15 protein-coding genes are annotated in these 14,900 nt (G+C 72.0%); 2 read left to right on the forward strand and 13 right to left on the reverse strand.

What is annotated here, in order from left to right:
- Nucleotides 1-20: 20 nt before the first annotated feature.
- The 13 genes from ABT008_RS28405 to ABT008_RS28465 form a co-directional block, all read right to left on the reverse strand.
- Nucleotides 21-1,046: an NAD-dependent epimerase/dehydratase family protein gene (locus ABT008_RS28405; protein ID WP_350700081.1), complete on the reverse strand. Its 1,026-nt coding sequence runs from the start codon at nucleotides 1,044-1,046 to the stop codon at nucleotides 21-23.
- 8 nt (nucleotides 1,047-1,054) lie between these two features.
- Entirely contained in the window at nucleotides 1,055-1,855 is an 801-nt protein-coding gene (locus ABT008_RS28410) for a glycosyltransferase family 2 protein (protein WP_350700083.1), read from the reverse strand.
- On the reverse strand, nucleotides 1,852-3,054 hold the full coding sequence (locus ABT008_RS28415) for a nucleotide sugar dehydrogenase (RefSeq protein ID WP_350700085.1): 1,203 nt from the start codon (nucleotides 3,052-3,054) through the stop codon (nucleotides 1,852-1,854). Before ABT008_RS28415 ends, ABT008_RS28410 begins: the two co-directional genes overlap by 4 nt.
- Before the next feature lie 197 nt (nucleotides 3,055-3,251).
- The gene (gene pheT / locus ABT008_RS28420) at nucleotides 3,252-5,822 is read right to left on the reverse strand and encodes a phenylalanine--tRNA ligase subunit beta (protein WP_350700087.1); all 2,571 of its coding nucleotides are present in this window, start codon (nucleotides 5,820-5,822) and stop codon (nucleotides 3,252-3,254) included.
- Nucleotides 5,823-5,861: 39 nt separating this feature from the next.
- Entirely contained in the window at nucleotides 5,862-6,932 is a 1,071-nt protein-coding gene (gene pheS / locus ABT008_RS28425; protein WP_350700089.1) for a phenylalanine--tRNA ligase subunit alpha, read from the reverse strand.
- A gap of 202 nt (nucleotides 6,933-7,134) precedes the next feature.
- The gene (locus ABT008_RS28430) at nucleotides 7,135-7,932 is read right to left on the reverse strand and encodes a TrmH family RNA methyltransferase (protein WP_350700091.1); all 798 of its coding nucleotides are present in this window, start codon (nucleotides 7,930-7,932) and stop codon (nucleotides 7,135-7,137) included.
- A 67-nt stretch (nucleotides 7,933-7,999) separates the two neighbouring features.
- Nucleotides 8,000-8,392, reverse strand: coding sequence for a 50S ribosomal protein L20 (gene rplT / locus ABT008_RS28435; protein WP_117230164.1), 393 nt, complete (start codon nucleotides 8,390-8,392; stop codon nucleotides 8,000-8,002).
- Nucleotides 8,393-8,425: 33 nt separating this feature from the next.
- A complete protein-coding gene (gene rpmI, locus ABT008_RS28440; RefSeq protein ID WP_350700093.1) occupies nucleotides 8,426-8,620 on the reverse strand; it encodes a 50S ribosomal protein L35 in 195 nt (64 codons plus the stop codon).
- Between the two features lie 20 nt (nucleotides 8,621-8,640).
- Nucleotides 8,641-9,276, reverse strand: a complete 636-nt coding sequence (gene infC, locus ABT008_RS28445) for a translation initiation factor IF-3 (RefSeq protein WP_350700095.1) — start codon at nucleotides 9,274-9,276, stop codon at nucleotides 8,641-8,643.
- An 857-nt stretch (nucleotides 9,277-10,133) separates the two neighbouring features.
- Nucleotides 10,134-10,559: a PH domain-containing protein gene (locus tag ABT008_RS28450; RefSeq protein ID WP_350700138.1), complete on the reverse strand. Its 426-nt coding sequence runs from the start codon at nucleotides 10,557-10,559 to the stop codon at nucleotides 10,134-10,136.
- A 98-nt stretch (nucleotides 10,560-10,657) separates the two neighbouring features.
- The gene (locus tag ABT008_RS28455) at nucleotides 10,658-11,905 is read right to left on the reverse strand and encodes a DMT family transporter (protein WP_350700097.1); all 1,248 of its coding nucleotides are present in this window, start codon (nucleotides 11,903-11,905) and stop codon (nucleotides 10,658-10,660) included.
- Nucleotides 11,902-12,747: an ATP phosphoribosyltransferase gene (gene hisG, locus ABT008_RS28460; RefSeq protein WP_350700098.1), complete on the reverse strand. Its 846-nt coding sequence runs from the start codon at nucleotides 12,745-12,747 to the stop codon at nucleotides 11,902-11,904. The genes ABT008_RS28455 and hisG overlap by 4 nt, the downstream gene beginning before the upstream one ends.
- A gap of 44 nt (nucleotides 12,748-12,791) precedes the next feature.
- Nucleotides 12,792-13,055, reverse strand: a complete 264-nt coding sequence (locus ABT008_RS28465; protein WP_088947482.1) for a phosphoribosyl-ATP diphosphatase — start codon at nucleotides 13,053-13,055, stop codon at nucleotides 12,792-12,794.
- Between the two features lie 137 nt (nucleotides 13,056-13,192).
- Here ABT008_RS28465 and ABT008_RS28470 point away from each other — a divergent pair, with 137 nt between their 5' ends.
- Both ABT008_RS28470 and ABT008_RS28475 read left to right on the forward strand, forming a co-directional pair.
- A complete protein-coding gene (locus ABT008_RS28470) occupies nucleotides 13,193-14,053 on the forward strand; it encodes an ABC transporter substrate-binding protein (protein ID WP_350700100.1) in 861 nt (286 codons plus the stop codon).
- Complete coding sequence (locus ABT008_RS28475; RefSeq protein WP_350700102.1) at nucleotides 14,050-14,898, forward strand: amino acid ABC transporter permease; 849 nt, start codon at nucleotides 14,050-14,052, stop codon at nucleotides 14,896-14,898. The genes ABT008_RS28470 and ABT008_RS28475 overlap by 4 nt, the downstream gene beginning before the upstream one ends.
- Nucleotides 14,899-14,900 lie beyond the last annotated feature (2 nt).

Raw genomic sequence — 14,900 nt, forward strand, 5'->3', positions numbered from 1 at the left:
ACCGGACGGCGTTCGGGACCTCAGAGACGCCCCTCGGCCACCGCCCGGGTCACCCACGGGATGACCTCGTCGAGCATCTCGTCCAGCGAGGTGGTGGCCGTGAAACCGAGCACCTCGGCGGCCTTGGTGGTGTCCGGCACGCGCTTGCGCACGTCGTACTCGAAGGGGTCGTCACTGACGTGGCGGAACGGCACGTCCGGTCCCTTGATCTTGTGCCAGATCAGCTCGGCCAACTCCAGGACAGTGGTCGACCGCGTGGTGGAGAGGTTGAAGTCCTCGTTGCGCGCGGCCGGGTGCTCGACGGCGAGCGCGATGCCCCGCGCCAGGTCCCCGCCGTAGGTGTAGTGCCGCACCTGGTCGCCCTCGCCGAGGATGTGCAGCGGGTCCTGCCCCTTGACGATCTTCTGCACCAGGTCGGGCACCACGTGCGACATGGCCAGCTTCACGTTGCCGGAGAGCACCTCGGCCTGGCCCAGGGCCCGCCCCTCCCCCACCCCCACGCAGTTGAACGGCCGCACGATCGTGTACGGCAACCGGTACTGCTCCCAGGCGGCCCGGGCGTAGTACTCCACGGCCAGCTTCTGGAAGCCGTACGAGGACAGCGGCGGCGGGATCCGACGCTCGTCGCCCTCCCGGCTCGGCCAGTGCGCGGTCGACTCGAACACCATCGAGGAGGAGAGGTAGGTGACCTTGGTCAGCCGTCCCTCCCGATGTGCCCGGATCGCCGCGTCGCAGGTGGCCGCCATGATCCGTTCGTTGGTGGCGAGCAGGTCGTAGGCGTACGCGTGGAAGTAGGAGATCCCGCCGATCATCGCCGCACCGGCGATCAGGTGATCGCAGCCGTCGAGCAGGTCGGTGAGCAGGTCGACGTCGCGCGCGTCGCCCTCGACGAACCGGAAGCGCGGGTGCGCGTCGTAGCTGTGGGTGACCGGCCCGTACTTCGAGAAGTCGTCGATCCCCACCACCTCGTGCCCGCGATCGAGCAACTCGGAGACCAGGTAGCCGCCGATGAAGCCGGCCGAACCGGTTACCAGGACCTTCGCCACGTACGCTCCTAAGCCGTCTTCTCGTACTCGGTGCCACGCTTGTCGTACTCGGTGCCGCGCGAGGCCGCCACGACCGCCGGACCGCGCCGGGCGGCCAGCTTCTCCCGGCTCAACCGTCGACCGTAGGAGAAGAAGTACCAACGCAGGTAGCCCGGCAGGAAGCGCCCCAGGTCGAAGTGGGACTCGCCGAGCGGCCGGTCCAGCCAGATCGTCGGGATCTCCGCCACCGGCAGCCGCAGCCGGGTCGCCTTGGCGGTCAACTCCAGCCCGATCTCGAAGCCGGTCCGCGACTCGATACCGACCTCCCGCACGAACGCGGTGTCGTACGCCTTGAAGCTGTTGGTGGCGTCCCGGGTGCCGACCCGGGCGAAGGTGTAGAGGCTCCGGCCCGCCCAGCGGGACATGATCCGCTTCAACCGTGGACCGCCGACCTGCTGGCCGCCCGGCATGTAGCGGGACGCCGCCGCGACCACCACCCCACGGTCCACCAGCCGGGCCAACTCGTCGATCTGCCGAGGGTCGTCACAGCCGTCGGCCATCGTCACCACCACGACCGGCGCCCGGGCCGCGTCGATGCCGAACCGGATCGCGTTGGCCGGTCCCCGGCCGTAGGTATTGCGCACCGCCCGCACCCGAGGATCGGTCCGCGCGATCTGCTCGACGTACGGCACCGTGGTGTCCTCGGGCTGGTCGTGCACGATGAGCACCTCGGCGGGGAGCATCAGCTCCCGCAGCATCCGTTCCAGGCAGCGGACGATCGCCTCGCCCTCGTCGTAGACCGGCACGATCACCGAGACGCGCGGGTTCACACCCGCACCCCCTGCCCGGTCAGGCCCCACATGTCGATCACCGGTCGGTCGGTGTCGAGGCGGGCGTACTGTTCGTGCGGTGCCGCGATCACCAGGAGATCCGACCGGCGCAGCACCTCGTCCAGGTCGAGGAAGCGCTCGTCGACCACGTACGGGTCGGTGCACAGCGTCTCCCGGGTCTTCAACGCCAGGATCTTGCGCAGCTTGTACGCCAGGCTCTCCCGAGGGTCGTCGCTGCCGCCCTTGAACGCCATCCCGAGGATGCCCACCGTCGAGGCGGCCAGGTCGAAGCGGTCCTCCAACCGGGACACCAGGTACAGCGGCAGCCCCTCGTTGATCAGCATCGCCGAGTGGCCGAGTACGAAATTGTTCCGGTTGAACGCGGCCAACTGCATGGTGTCCTTGAACAGGCACGGTCCGGCGGCGAACCCCGGCATCGGCAGGTCCGCCGCGCGCGGGTAGTCGTACGCCACCGCGTGCCGGATCCGGGCGAAGTCGAGCCCGACGTCGTTGGCCATCATCCAGAACTGGTTGGCGGTGGCGAACTTGATGTAGCGCCACGTGTTGGTGAACAACTTCGCCAGCTCCGCCTCCTCCGGCTGCAACGGCACGATCCGGTCGGTGAGGTGCCGGAACAACCGCTCCGCCCGAGCCTGTGCCTCCGGCGTACGCGCGGCGACGATCTGCGGCAGCGCGAACAGCTCGGTCATCGCATGGCCCTCGGCGATCCGCTCCGGGCAGAAGGCGACGTCGGCGTGCACACCCTTGGCGGCCAGCAGCTTCTCGGTCAACGCGGTCACGCCCGGATAGACGGTGCTGCGCAGCACGACGAGCTGCCCGTCCCGCAGGTGCTCGGCGCACCGCTCAAGAGCCCGGGGCACGGCGCCGAGATCCGGGTTGAGGTGCTCGTCGACCGGGGTCCCCACGACGACCACCAGATGCTCGGAGACGCCCACCGCCGCCGGGTCGGTGGTGGCCCGGAGACGACCGGTGGCGACCGCTTCGGCCAGCGGTGCGGCGGCACCCGCCTCGGCGAACGGCAACGTGGCGGCGTTGACGGTGTCCACCGCGTCGGCGTTGAGGTCGTACAGCACGACGGAGAGCCCACGGGCGGCGAAGGCGATGCCCAGTGGTAGGCCGACCCGGCCACAACCACCGACTATGCAGACGTCGACCGCGGAGGGTGGCTCGTCGGACATGAGGGGACTCCCGTGGGGGTGGCGGGGGCGATCGGCCTCGGTGCGCGGAATCCAAGCAGGCTAACCGCTCGGACGTGACTCGCGGGTAACCAAACAGCCATCGATGCCAGCCTTTCGGCCGATCTCCGCCCGGGATGTTAGGAAGGGTCCCCTCCTATGCACGAGGCGTTAGGAGGGGACCCTTCCTTACATCTTCGTCAGGCGCCGCGCAGGGTCGCCTGGAAGCGCTCGGCGGCACGGGCCACCGCGGCGTCCCGGGCGGCGACCGCCTCCTCGACGGTCAGCGTCCGGTCGGGTGCGCGGAAGGTCAGCTTGTACGCCAACGACTTGCGGCCCGCGCCCAACTGGTCGGAGGCGTACACGTCGAACAGCCGCACTGATTCCAGCAGGTCACCGGCGCCCTCGGTGAGGGCCTGCCGCACCGACTCCGCCGGGACCGACTCGTCCACCACCAGCGCCACGTCGATCAGCGCCGGCGGGAAGCCGGACACCGTCGGCGCGAGCGCCACCGGCGCCTCCGGCAGCGCGTCCAGGTCCAGCTCCATGGCGCTGGTCCGGCGGGGCAGTTCCAGCGTGGCGAGCACCGTCGGGTGCAGTTCACCGGCGTGGCCGACCACCGTGCCGTCCACCAGCAACGCGGCGCACCGGCCGGGATGCCAGGGGGCGTACTCGGCGGCCCGTACCTCGACGGCGTGCTGCGGCACCCCGGCGGCGGCGAGCACCGCCCGACCCGCCTCGACCGCGTCCGCCCAGCCGGCGGACCGGCCCGCACCCCACCAGCCGGCCGGCTCGACGTCGCCGGTCAGCACGACCGCGACGTGCCGGGGCTGGTCCGGGACGACCGCGTCGGCGGCGGCGAACTCCTCGTCGGTGGGACGCCGGTCGACGCCCATCACCGGCGGACGTCCGGCACCCGGACGCGCCCGGAACACCGTGCCGGTCTCGAAGAGCGCCAGATCCCGCAGACCACGGCCCAGATTGCGGCGGACGATGCCGAGCAGCGGACCGAGCAGCGCGGTCCGCAGCAGCGGCTCCTCCTCGGACAGCGGGTTGGCGAGCCGGACCGCCTGTCGACGCGGGTCGTCGGCGGGCAGCCCGAGCTGGTCGGCCAGCTCGGTCGCCACGAACGGGTGCGCCAGCACCTCAACGAAGCCGCGTTCGGCGAGCGAGCGGCACACCGCGCGGTGACGACGCTGCCGCGCGGTCAACCCCCGCCCGGGCGGCGCGGTCGGCAGCACCGACGGCACCTTGTCGTACCCGTCGAGGCGGGCCACCTCCTCGACCAGGTCGGCCGGATCGGTCAGGTCGGGCCGCCAGGTCGGCGGGGTGACGCTGAGCGCCTCGACACCGGCGACGGCACCCACCTCGCCCGCGTCCTCGGCGAGCCGGTCGGCGCCCCGGGCGACGGTGCACCCGACCTGCTCCAGCAGGGCCACCACCCGGGCCGGTGAATACTCCACGCCGACCCGTCGGGTGGGCAGGTCGACCGGCAGCACCACCGGCGTACGCGGTGCGACGTGGTCGATGTCCAGCACCTCGTCGGCGACGGTGCCGCCCGCGTGCTCGGTGAGCAGCCGCACCGCCCGCTCCAGCGCGACCAGCGGAAGGGCCGGGTCCACGCCCCGCTCCCAGCGCTTCGCGGCCTCGCTGAACAACTTGTGCCGGCGGGCGGTGCGCCCGACCATCACCGGGTCCCAGTGTGCGGCCTCGAACAGCACGTTGACGGTGCCGGGCACGACCTCGCTGGTCTCGCCGCCCATCACGGCCGCGAGCGAGATCGGCACGCCCTCACCGGCGAGCGGATTCGGCGCCCCGGTGTCGCAGATGACCATGTCCTCCGGCGCCAGCGCCCGGGTCACCCCGTCGAGCGTGGTCAGCTTCTCGCCCGCTTCGGCCCGTCGGACCACCAGCGCGCCGGTGATCCGGTCCGCGTCGAAGGCGTGCATCGGCTGGCCGAGTTCCAGCATCACGTAGTTGGTGATGTCCACCGGCAGCGAGATTGTGCGGATGCCGGCGACGGTGAGCCGCCGCTGCATCCAGTCGGGGCTCGGCGCGGTCGGGTCCACGCCACGTACCAGCCGGGCCGCGAACCGGTCGCAGCCGACCGTGTCCCGGACCTCGACCGGGTACGCCGGTGCCTCCGTGCCGGCCGGCGCCGGGACCAGACCGGGGTCCCGGAAGCCGACCCCGAGGGCCAGCGCCAACTCGCGGGCCAGCCCCCGCAGCGACATCTGGTAGCCCCGGTCCGGGGTGATCTCCACCTCCACCACGACGTCGTCGAGGCCGACCACCGGTCGGGCGTCGTCGCCGGGCTTGGCGGCGGTGCCCTCGGGCAGCACCACGATGCCGTCGTGGTCGTCGCCGAGGCCCAGCTCGCGCTCCGAGCAGATCATGCCGTTGGAGTTGCGCCCGTACGTCTTGCGGGCGCCGATGGCGAAGCCACCCGGCAGGACACCGCCGGGCAGGATCACCACCACCCGGTCGCCCGGGGCGAAGTTTCGCGCTCCGCAGACGATCTCCTGCGGCTCGCCGGTGCCGTTGGCGGCGCCGACGTCGACCCGGCAGAACCGGATCGGCTTCTTGAACCCGGTCAGCTCCTCGATCTCGAGGACCTCACCGACCACCAGCGCCCCCTGGACCGTGTCGGCCAGGTCCACGATCGACTCGACCTCGATACCGAGGTCGACCAGGGCCCGCTCCAGGTCGGCGGCGGGCAGGTCGGCCGGGAGGTCGACGTACTCCCGCAGCCAACTGACAGAAACTCGCATGACTTGTGACCACCGTCTCCGTGACTCGTACCCGTCGCCCTACACCCCGGCCCCGAACGCGCGGGTGAACCGCACGTCGCCTTCGGCCATGTCCCGCATGTCGCTGACCCCGTGCCGGAACATCACCGTGCGGTCGATGCCCATGCCGAAGGCGAACCCCGAGTAGACCTCCGGGTCGATGCCGCAGGCGCGCAGCACCCGCGGGTTGACCATGCCGCAGCCGCCCCACTCCACCCAGCGGGGGCCGTCGCGGTGCTCCGGGAACCAGACGTCGAACTCGGCCGACGGCTCGGTGAACGGGAAGTAGTGCGGCCGGAAGCGGGTCCGCGCACCCTCGCCGAACATAGCCCGGGCGAAGTGGTCCAGGGTGCCGCGCAGGTGGGCCATGGTGATGCCCTTGTCCACCACCAGGCCCTCGACCTGGTGGAAGACGGGCGCGTGGGTGGCGTCCAACTCGTCGGTGCGGTAGACCCGGCCGGGCACGACCACATAGATCGGCGGCTTGCGGGTCAGCATGGTCCGCGCCTGCACCGGCGAGGTGTGGGTCCGCAGGACCAGCCCGGACTCCTCGGCGGGTGCGATGTGGAAGGTGTCCATCAGGCCGCGCGCCGGGTGGTCCGGCCCGATGTTCAACGCGTCGAAGTTGGTCCACTCCAACTCGACCTCGGGTCCCTCGGCCACCTCGTAGCCCATCCCGACGAACAGATCGCTGATCTGCTCGGTCAGCAGGCTGATCGGGTGCCGGGAGCCACGCGGCCGCCGGTCGTGGGGCAGCGTCACGTCGACGCGCTCCTCCACCAGCACCCGCTCGGCCTGTTCGCGCTCCAGCACCTCGGCGCGGGCGGCGTGGGCCTGCTCGATGGCACGACGGGCCTCGTTGACCCGCTTGCCGGCGTCGGACTTGGCGGCCGGCGGCAGCGCGCCGATCTCCCGGCGGGCCAGCGACACCGGGGCGCGGTCACCGAGGTGCGCCGGGCGCACCGCGGCCAGCGCGTCGGGGTCACCGGCGGCGGCGAACGCCTTCTCGGCCTCGGTCACGGCCTCGGCCAGGGCGGCCGGGTCGAGCAGGGCGACCTGCTTCGGGTCGTACGGATCGTTGCGGTAGCTCATGGCGTACGGGCACTCCCTCACGGCGGTGCCGGCCCTCACGGGCGGCGAAGCGAGTCTACGGACGCGCGGCTGCGCCGCAGCCCGCCGGTGGGAGTCGCGTGGGGAGCAGGTCAGGCCCGCCGCCCGCCGACACCGGCGGGCTGGCTAAAGGAACGCCGTATCGCGTTCACCATGGGGGCCGCTCTCCTTGTGGGGTGTGAGGTCAGCGCTGCGCTCTCGCCGAAGCGTACAGGCAGACCGCCGCAGCCGCAGCCAGGTTGAGGCTCTCGGCACGCCCGTGCAGCGGCACCCGGACCCGGGCGTCGGCAGCCTCGACCAGTTCGGCGGGCAGGCCGTGCGCCTCGGAGCCGAACAGCCAGGCGGTGGGCGCGGCGAGCCGACCGGCGTCGGCCAGGTCGTCGAGGTCGTCGGCGCCGTGCCCGGTGGCGGCGAACACGGTCAGCCCGGCGGACCGCGCCGCGAAGACCACCTCGGCGGGGTCGCGTTCGCGGACCACGTCGACGTGGAACAGGCTGCCGGCCGAGGACCGGACACACTTGCCGTTGTACGGGTCGACCGCCTCCCCGGCGAAGACCACCACGGCGGCCCCGGCCGCGTCGGCGGTCCGCAGCACGGTGCCGGCGTTGCCCGGGTCACGGATGCCGGCGAGTACGGCGACCAGGCGCGGGCCTCGGGCCAGGGCGGTCTCCAGCGGTACGTCGACGTGCTCGCAGACGGCGACCAGTCCCTGCGGTGCGACGGTCTCGGCGAGCGCGGCGAGCGCCTCCTCGGTCACCTCGGAGACGGGTACGTCGTCCCGGGCGGCGGCTGCCGCGAGGTCGGCGTACCGGTCGAGGGCGGCCGGGGTGCCGAACAGCTCCCGCACCGTACGCGGACGGGCCAGTGCCTCGCGGACCGCCTGCGGCCCCTCGGCCAGGAACCGGCCGGTGGCCTCGCGGTCCCGGCGGCGTTGGAGCCGGCGGGCGGCGACCACCCGGGGGGTACGCGGCGTGAAGGTCATGTCGTCCTCACCACACACGCGCGAGGCGCCCCCGGTCGTGGGGACGCCTCACTGCGTTGTGCGGGGATCAGGCGGCCTGAGCCGGCGCGCCGCCGGTGCCCTCGGCCTTGACCGCGGCCCGGGCCAGCTCGACGATCGCCGCGAACGCCGGAGCGTCGTGGACCGCCATGTCGGCCAGGATCTTGCGGTCGACCTCGATGCCGGCCAGGCGCAGGCCCTGGATCAGGCGGTTGTAGGTCATCCCGTTGGCACGGGCACCCGCGTTGATCCGCTGGATCCACAGCTGCCGGAAGTCGCCCTTGCGGTCGCGACGGTCCCGGTAGGCGTACTGCATCGAGTGCAGCACCTGCTCCTTGGCCTTGCGGTACAGCCGGGAGCGCTGACCGCGGTAGCCACTCGCGGTCTCCAGCAGGGTACGGCGCTTCTTCTGGGCGTTCACAGCCCGCTTGACGCGTGCCATCTCAACTCCTTCTTGGACTCAGGTTGGCGCGCGTCAGCGGCCGAGCAGCTTCTTGAGGCGCTTGACGTCGGACTTGGCGACCTCGACCAGGCCCGTCAGCCGCCGGGTACGGGTGGAGGGCTTCTTCTCCAGGTTGTGGCGCAGACCGGCCTGCTGCTTCATGATCTTGCCCTTACCGGTCACGCGGACCCGCTTGCCCGTCCCCGTGTGGCTCTTCATCTTCGGCATGTGGAACGTCTTCTCCCCTGTTACTCGCCGCTGTTGTCGGCGACGGTGCCGGTGTCACCGGCTGCTGCGGTCTCGCCGGCCTCCGGCGCGGCGGAATCCTCCGCTGCCCGGTCCCGGGGCGCCCCGCCCCGGGAGGCGACCGCGGCGACCGCGGCGGCCTTGGTGGCGCGGTGCGGCGCGAGCACCATGATCATGTTTCGACCGTCCTGCTTCGGAGCGGCCTCGACGTACCCCAGCTCCGAGATCTCGCTCTCCAGCCGACGCAGGAGCCGGTAACCCAGCTCCGGGCGACTCTGTTCGCGACCGCGGAACATGATCGTCACCTTGACCTTGTCGCCGGCCTTGAGGAACCGCACCACGTGACCCTTCTTGGTCTCGTAGTCGTGCGGATCGATCTTCGGCCGGAGCTTCATCTCCTTGATGACGGTCTGCTGCTGGTTACGCCGCGCTTCGCGCGCCTTGAGTGCGCTCTCGTACTTGAACTTGCCGAAGTCCATGAGCTTGCACACCGGCGGACGCGCCATGGGCGCAACCTCGACCAGGTCCAGATCGACGTCCGCGGCCAGCTGAAGGGCGCGCTCCAGCGGGACGATGCCCACCTGCTCACCCTCGGGGCCGACCAGTCGGACCTCACGTGCCCGGATCTGCTCGTTCACGCGTGGTTCGACGCTGATGGGGCCTCCTCGAGTCGGTTCTTCATGCGTGGCCGACCCGGTGGCTCCCGGTTGGGAACCGACCCGGAAAGCAGAAGGCCCCGGCGCATGCCAGGGCCCGCTCGACCGGTCGGCACGATCACAGGATCGCGCATCCCGGCCCGGGACATGCCCGGAACCGGAGACCGGACCCGGCCGCCGCACTCGGCGACTCGGGTGGGAGCAGGCGCCCCACTTTCATGGCCGCCCGCGCAACGCGGACAGCCTGGTCGACTCGACCACACTACACCGTGGGTAACCGGGACCCCAAACCGACCCGCCGCTTCCCCGAACACCCCTGCGCTCGCTCTCCCCGTCCCTGCCCGCCCCCACTCCTGCCCCGGCCCGTTCCGTCCCTGCCCGCCTGCGGTGTTGCACCCCGCCCGGGCTGGTCCCACCCGCCTTTGCCGGTCCACCCGTCCGTGCTGGTCCACCCGTCCGTGCTGGTCCACCCGTCCGTGCTGATGGTCTGTCGTCCGGCGCGACGGGTAGTGGTTCGGTCCGCGCACTGTCGAGCTGAACCGTCGACGCCATCACTGCGGGCCGAACCCGTGGCGATCCGTTCGTGCCGTCAGCTCGACAGGGCGCCGACCACACGTAGGAGTGCAGCGGCGAAGGCGACTCAGCGTGACATCGACCGGCCGCAGGCAGGGGTTCGGCCGGTGCGACAGCGACCGGCAACAGGCACGCCGCGCCAGGCGTGAGCGACCAGCGAGGGTCGACCAGCGAGGGTCGACCGGTGTGGGTCGACCAGTGTGGCGATGGCCAGGGTCAGGAAGCGACGATCAGCCCGAGTTGACTGGCGGCCGGCTGGGGGCGGGTCAGCGGGTGGCGCGTTCAGTGACGGCGGTCAGGTGCGCCTGGTGCAGACGGCGCAGGGCACGGACGCCGTCGACGGCGAGCTGCTTGTCGGCGGCCTGGAGGGCGACCACCGGCAGCAGGTCGTCGTCGTAGAGCTCCAGGGCCGCCCACGGTGCGCCCCGGTCGAAGCGGACGCCGCGTACGACCTCCCAGGGCAGCTCGTACGAGCCGATGATGTTGCGGACCCGGATGCGGTGGGCGTCGGCCTCGACCCGGGGGCGGGTGAACAGCAGCGTGCCGAGGGCGAAGAGGACGCCAAGCCCGATCATGGCGAACTGGTCGCCGCGCTGGAAGGTGCCGTAGCCGTTGCCGGTGGGGCCGGTCAGCGTGGTGGCGATCAGGGCGAACACGACGACCAGTACGGCCGCCGAGATCCAGCAGACCATCCGGATGCGGCGCGGTTGCAGGCGGACCCGGTCGGTGCCGGCCGCCGGGTCGCGTTCGCTCGTGCCGGCACTGACCTGCGTCGCGTCCTCCCGCTCACTCATGTCCCCAGTTTGCCATCCGGTCCCGGCGCGTCGTCCGGCGCCACACGGACCGCACCGTCCTCCCCGTCGGTTCCGGTCCCGGCGACGGCGCCCTCGACCGAGGGCGGGCCGGCCGACAGCGGGCCTGACGGCAACCGCTCCGGCACCGACGGACCGGACTGCGGCGGGACCGGCGACGCAGATGGGGACGGGGACACAGGTGGGACCGAGGAGACAGGTGGGACCGACGAGGCAGGCGGGACCGAGGACGGCGGCGGGACCGACGAGGCAGGCGGGACCGAGGACGGCGGCGGGACCGGGGGTGGTGGTGGGGTACCGGTGGCCGGGGCGGTGGCGGCGCGGGGGCCGCGACTGGCGACCAGCACGGCGAGCAGGGTGAGCACGGCGCCGGCCAGGACCGGTAGGCGGGCGCCGGGGCCCTGCGGCAGCAGCACGTCCAGCAGCAGGGCGCCGACGAGTTGGCCGCCGACCAGGGCCAGGCCGGTGCGCAGGACGCCGGCCGCGCGGACGCCGATCACCAGGGCGGCGACGATGCCGACGCCGAGCAGCCCGCCGGTGTAGAGGTGCCAACCGCTCGGCCAGCTGATGGAGGGGCCGGTGAAGGCACCGGCCAGCGCGGCGACGAGCAGCACCACCGGCGTACTGACGACGAAGTTGACCGCGACTCCGGCGGCGGCCGAACCGGCGGCGGAGATCCGGCCGTTGAGCGCGGCCTGCAACGCCACGGCGACACCGCCGAGCACGGCGAGCAGGAGCACGCCGACGGCCAGGTCACCGATGGGTCGGCCGGTCTGGGCCAGGGCCACCGCGGCCACCCCGAGCAGTGCCCCGGCGATGCGGGGCGCGGTGAGCGGCAGCCGGCCCACCGGGGCCAGGCCGGCGCGGTCCGAGGCCAGCCCGCCGAGGCTGCTGCCGGCGACCTGGGCGATGGTGAAGACCGCGACGCCGAGCACCGGCACGGCGTAGGCGGCGAGCACCACGATGGCCGCGCCGCCCAGCCCGCCCAGGTACGACCACCAGGGCAGCCGGGCCCGCCGCAGCGCGACGAGCCCGGTCCGCATGGACGGCAGCGCCAGCAGCCCGAGCAGGACCAGCAGGCAGCCGCCGAGGTTGTTGACGACCGCACCCAGGGTGGCGTTGCCGGTCTGCTGCCCCAGCTCGGCGTTGACCGCGCCCTGCGCCGCCGACGCGACGCCGCCGAGGGTGACCAGGGCGAGCGCGAGCGCCGTCGGGCGCGGCCTCACAGCCGGCAGGCGTGGATGTTGGTGACCAGGATCGCCCGGGCGCCGAGGTCGTAGAGCTCGTCCATGATCTGGTGTACGTCGTCGCGGAGCACCATGGCCTGCACCGCGACCCAGCCCTCGCGGTGCAGCGGGGAGACGGTCGGCGACTCGATGCCGGGGGTCAGCGAGCTGGCCCGGTCCAGGAGTCCGGCCGGTACGTCGTAGGCGAGCATCACGTAGCGGCGGGCCACCAGCACCCCGTGCAGCCGGCGCAGCAACTGCTCGGCCTGCGGGTGCGCGTCGGCGCCGACCCGGCGGACCAGCACCGCCGACGAGCGCAGCAGCGGCTCGCCGAAGACCACCAGCCCGGCCTGGCGCAGCGTGGCGCCGGTCTCGACCACGTCGGCGACCACGTCGGCGACACCGAGTCGGATGGCGTTCTCCACCGCGCCGTCGAGTCGGATCACGTCGGCCTTGACGCCCAGCTCGGTCAGGTGCCGCTCGACCAGCCCCGGGTACGCGGTGGCGATCCGGTGCCCACCGAGTTCCCGGACGTCGTCGACGTCGTCGGGCCGGGCGGCGAAGCGGAAGGTGGCCCGGCCGAAGTTCAGGTCGACGATCTCCTCGGCCGGCGCGCCGGAGTCGATCAGCAGATCCCGGCCGGTGATGCCGACGTCCAGGTCACCGGAGCCGACGTAGGTGGCGATGTCCTTCGGGCGCAGGTAGAAGAACTCGATGTCGTTGGGTTCGTCCCGGCAGACCAGGTCCTTCGGGTCGGTGCGCTGGCGGTAGCCCGCCTCGCGCAGCATCTTGGCGGCGGATTCGGCCAGGGCGCCCTTGTTGGGTACGGCGACACGCAGCATGACGGAGTGCTCCTTCGATCGGGTTGAGGTCGACGGCGGGGCACTCACAGATGTCGGTAGACGTCCTTCAGGTCGAGACCGCTGGCCAGCATCAGCACCTGGACCTGGTAGAGCAGTTGGGAGATCTCCTCGGCGGTGCGCTCGGGCCCCTCGTGCTCGGCGGCCATCCACGACTCGGCCGCCTCCTCGACGACCTTCTTGCCGATGAAGTGCACGCCCTTCTCCAGCGCGGCGACCGTGCCGGAGCCCGGGGTGCCGGCGGCGGCCTTGGCCTGCAGCTCGGCGAACAACTCCTCGAACGTCTTCACGGAATCGGATTCTCTCAGTCGCCCTCGGTCGCCGTGAGGACGGGTCGGTGCCGACCGCTGGGCGGGACCGGAATTCCCTACCGACATGGTGGGACACCCCTTCGACGTCCGCCGATGCAGGTCGTACGCTGTGCGCCATGGTCAGCACTCCTCGCATCCTCGCGCTCGCGGCCGCCGGCTCGGTCCTGCTCGCGGTCAGCGCCTGCGCGCCCGAATCCGCACCCGCCCCCCAGCCCACCGCGTCCGCCGCGTGCGACAAGGAGAGCCTGGTCACCCGCACGCCGGGCAAGCTCACCATCGCCACCGACGAGCCCGCGTACCAGCCGTGGTTCGTCGACGACAAGCCGGACAACGGGGAGGGCTTCGAGTCCGCCGTGGCGTACGCGGTGGCCGAGAAGCTCGGGTACGCCCGCGCGGACGTGGTCTGGACCCGGGTCAAGTTCGAGACCGCCGTCGCGCCCGGGCCGAAGGAGTTCGACTTCGACATCAACCAGTTCTCCATCACCGACGAACGCAAGCGGGCGGTGGACTTCTCGGCGCCGTACTACCTGGTGCGGCAGTCGGTCATCACGCTGAAGTCCTCCAAGATCGCGGGTAAGAAGACGCTGGCCGACCTGCGCGACGCCAAACTCGGCGCCCAGGTCGGCACGACCAGCTACCAGGCGATCACCGACCTGGTGAAGCCGACGGTCGAGCCGCAGGTCTACAACAGCAACGACGACGCCAAGAAGGCGCTGCAGAACGGGCAGATCGACGGGTTGGTGGTGGACCTGCCGACCGCGTTCTACATCACCTCGGCCGAGATCGACGACGCGGTGATCGTCGGGCAGTTCCCGCAGGTGGGTTCGCCGGAGGCGTTCGGGCTGCTGCTGGACAAGGACTCCCCGCTGACCGGCTGCGTCAGCGGGGCGGTCGGTCAGCTCGCCGGTGACGGTGTGCTGAAGCAGTTGGAGCAGCAGTGGCTCGCCCAGGTGGCGGGTGCACCCGAACTCACGTGAGCACTCTCACCCACCACGATCCGTCGCCCGCGCAGCGGGCCCGGGACGCGTACCGCCGTCGGCAGACCGTGCTGAGCGTGCTGGTCGCCGCCGCCTCCACGGCGGTGATCGGCACGCTGCTGGCGGTCGCGGTGACCGGGGCGCCGGGCTGGGACCGGGTACGCGAATCGTTCCTCGACCCGGAGATCGCCCGGGACGCGTTGCCCCGGGTGCTCGCCGGGCTCTGGCTCAACGTCCGGTTGCTGGTCTGCTGCGCGATCGGCGCGCTGCTGCTCGGGTTGCTGATCGCCGTCCTGCGGACGCTGCGCGGGCCGGTGTTCTTCCCGATCCGGGCGCTCGCGGCCGGGTACACGTACACGTTCCGTGGCCTGCCTCTGATCATCGTGCTGTACGTGCTCACCCTCGGCATGCCGGGACTGCGCCTGCAGGGCATGCCGCCGGTACTGGTGCTGGGCGGGTTGGCGCTGGTGCTCACCTACGGCGGATACCTGGCCGAGGTGTTCCGCGCCGGCATCGAGTCGGTGCATCCCAGCCAGCTCGCGGCGGCCCGCTCGCTGGGGCTGACCTATCGGCAGACGATGCGGCACGTGGTGCTGCCGCAGGCGGTCCGGCGGGTGGCGCCGCCGCTGCTCAACGACGTGGTGGCGTTGCAGAAGGACGTCGGGCTGGTCTCTCTGGCCGGGCCGATCGACGCGGTACGAGCGGCACAGATCGCCACCGCGCAGACGTTCAACTACACGCCGTACATCGTGGCCGGGGTGCTGTTCGTGCTTCTCGCCATCCCGCTGATCGCGGTCACCGACCAGGTGACGTTGCGGGCGGCCCGACGCCAGTCCGGAGGCTGACC

The organism is Micromonospora sp. NPDC002389, from assembly GCF_040296095.1.
In the GTDB taxonomy this organism is placed as follows: domain Bacteria; phylum Actinomycetota; class Actinomycetes; order Mycobacteriales; family Micromonosporaceae; genus Micromonospora.

Bases quoted from the DNA above. Each gene is read 5' to 3' on its own strand.
- pheS (WP_350700089.1), bottom strand. From the start codon at position 6,932: ATGAGCTACCGCAACGATCCGTACGACCCGAAGCAGGTCGCCCTGCTC.
- ABT008_RS28470 (WP_350700100.1), top strand. From the start codon at position 13,193: ATGGTCAGCACTCCTCGCATCCTCGCGCTCGCGGCCGCCGGCTCGGTC.
- hisG (WP_350700098.1), bottom strand. From the start codon at position 12,747: ATGCTGCGTGTCGCCGTACCCAACAAGGGCGCCCTGGCCGAATCCGCC.
- pheT (WP_350700087.1), bottom strand. From the start codon at position 5,822: ATGCGAGTTTCTGTCAGTTGGCTGCGGGAGTACGTCGACCTCCCGGCC.
- rplT (WP_117230164.1), bottom strand. From the start codon at position 8,392: ATGGCACGCGTCAAGCGGGCTGTGAACGCCCAGAAGAAGCGCCGTACC.
- rpmI (WP_350700093.1), bottom strand. From the start codon at position 8,620: ATGCCGAAGATGAAGAGCCACACGGGGACGGGCAAGCGGGTCCGCGTG.
- ABT008_RS28430 (WP_350700091.1), bottom strand. From the start codon at position 7,932: ATGACCTTCACGCCGCGTACCCCCCGGGTGGTCGCCGCCCGCCGGCTC.
- ABT008_RS28450 (WP_350700138.1), bottom strand. From the start codon at position 10,559: ATGGTCTGCTGGATCTCGGCGGCCGTACTGGTCGTCGTGTTCGCCCTG.
- ABT008_RS28415 (WP_350700085.1), bottom strand. From the start codon at position 3,054: ATGTCCGACGAGCCACCCTCCGCGGTCGACGTCTGCATAGTCGGTGGT.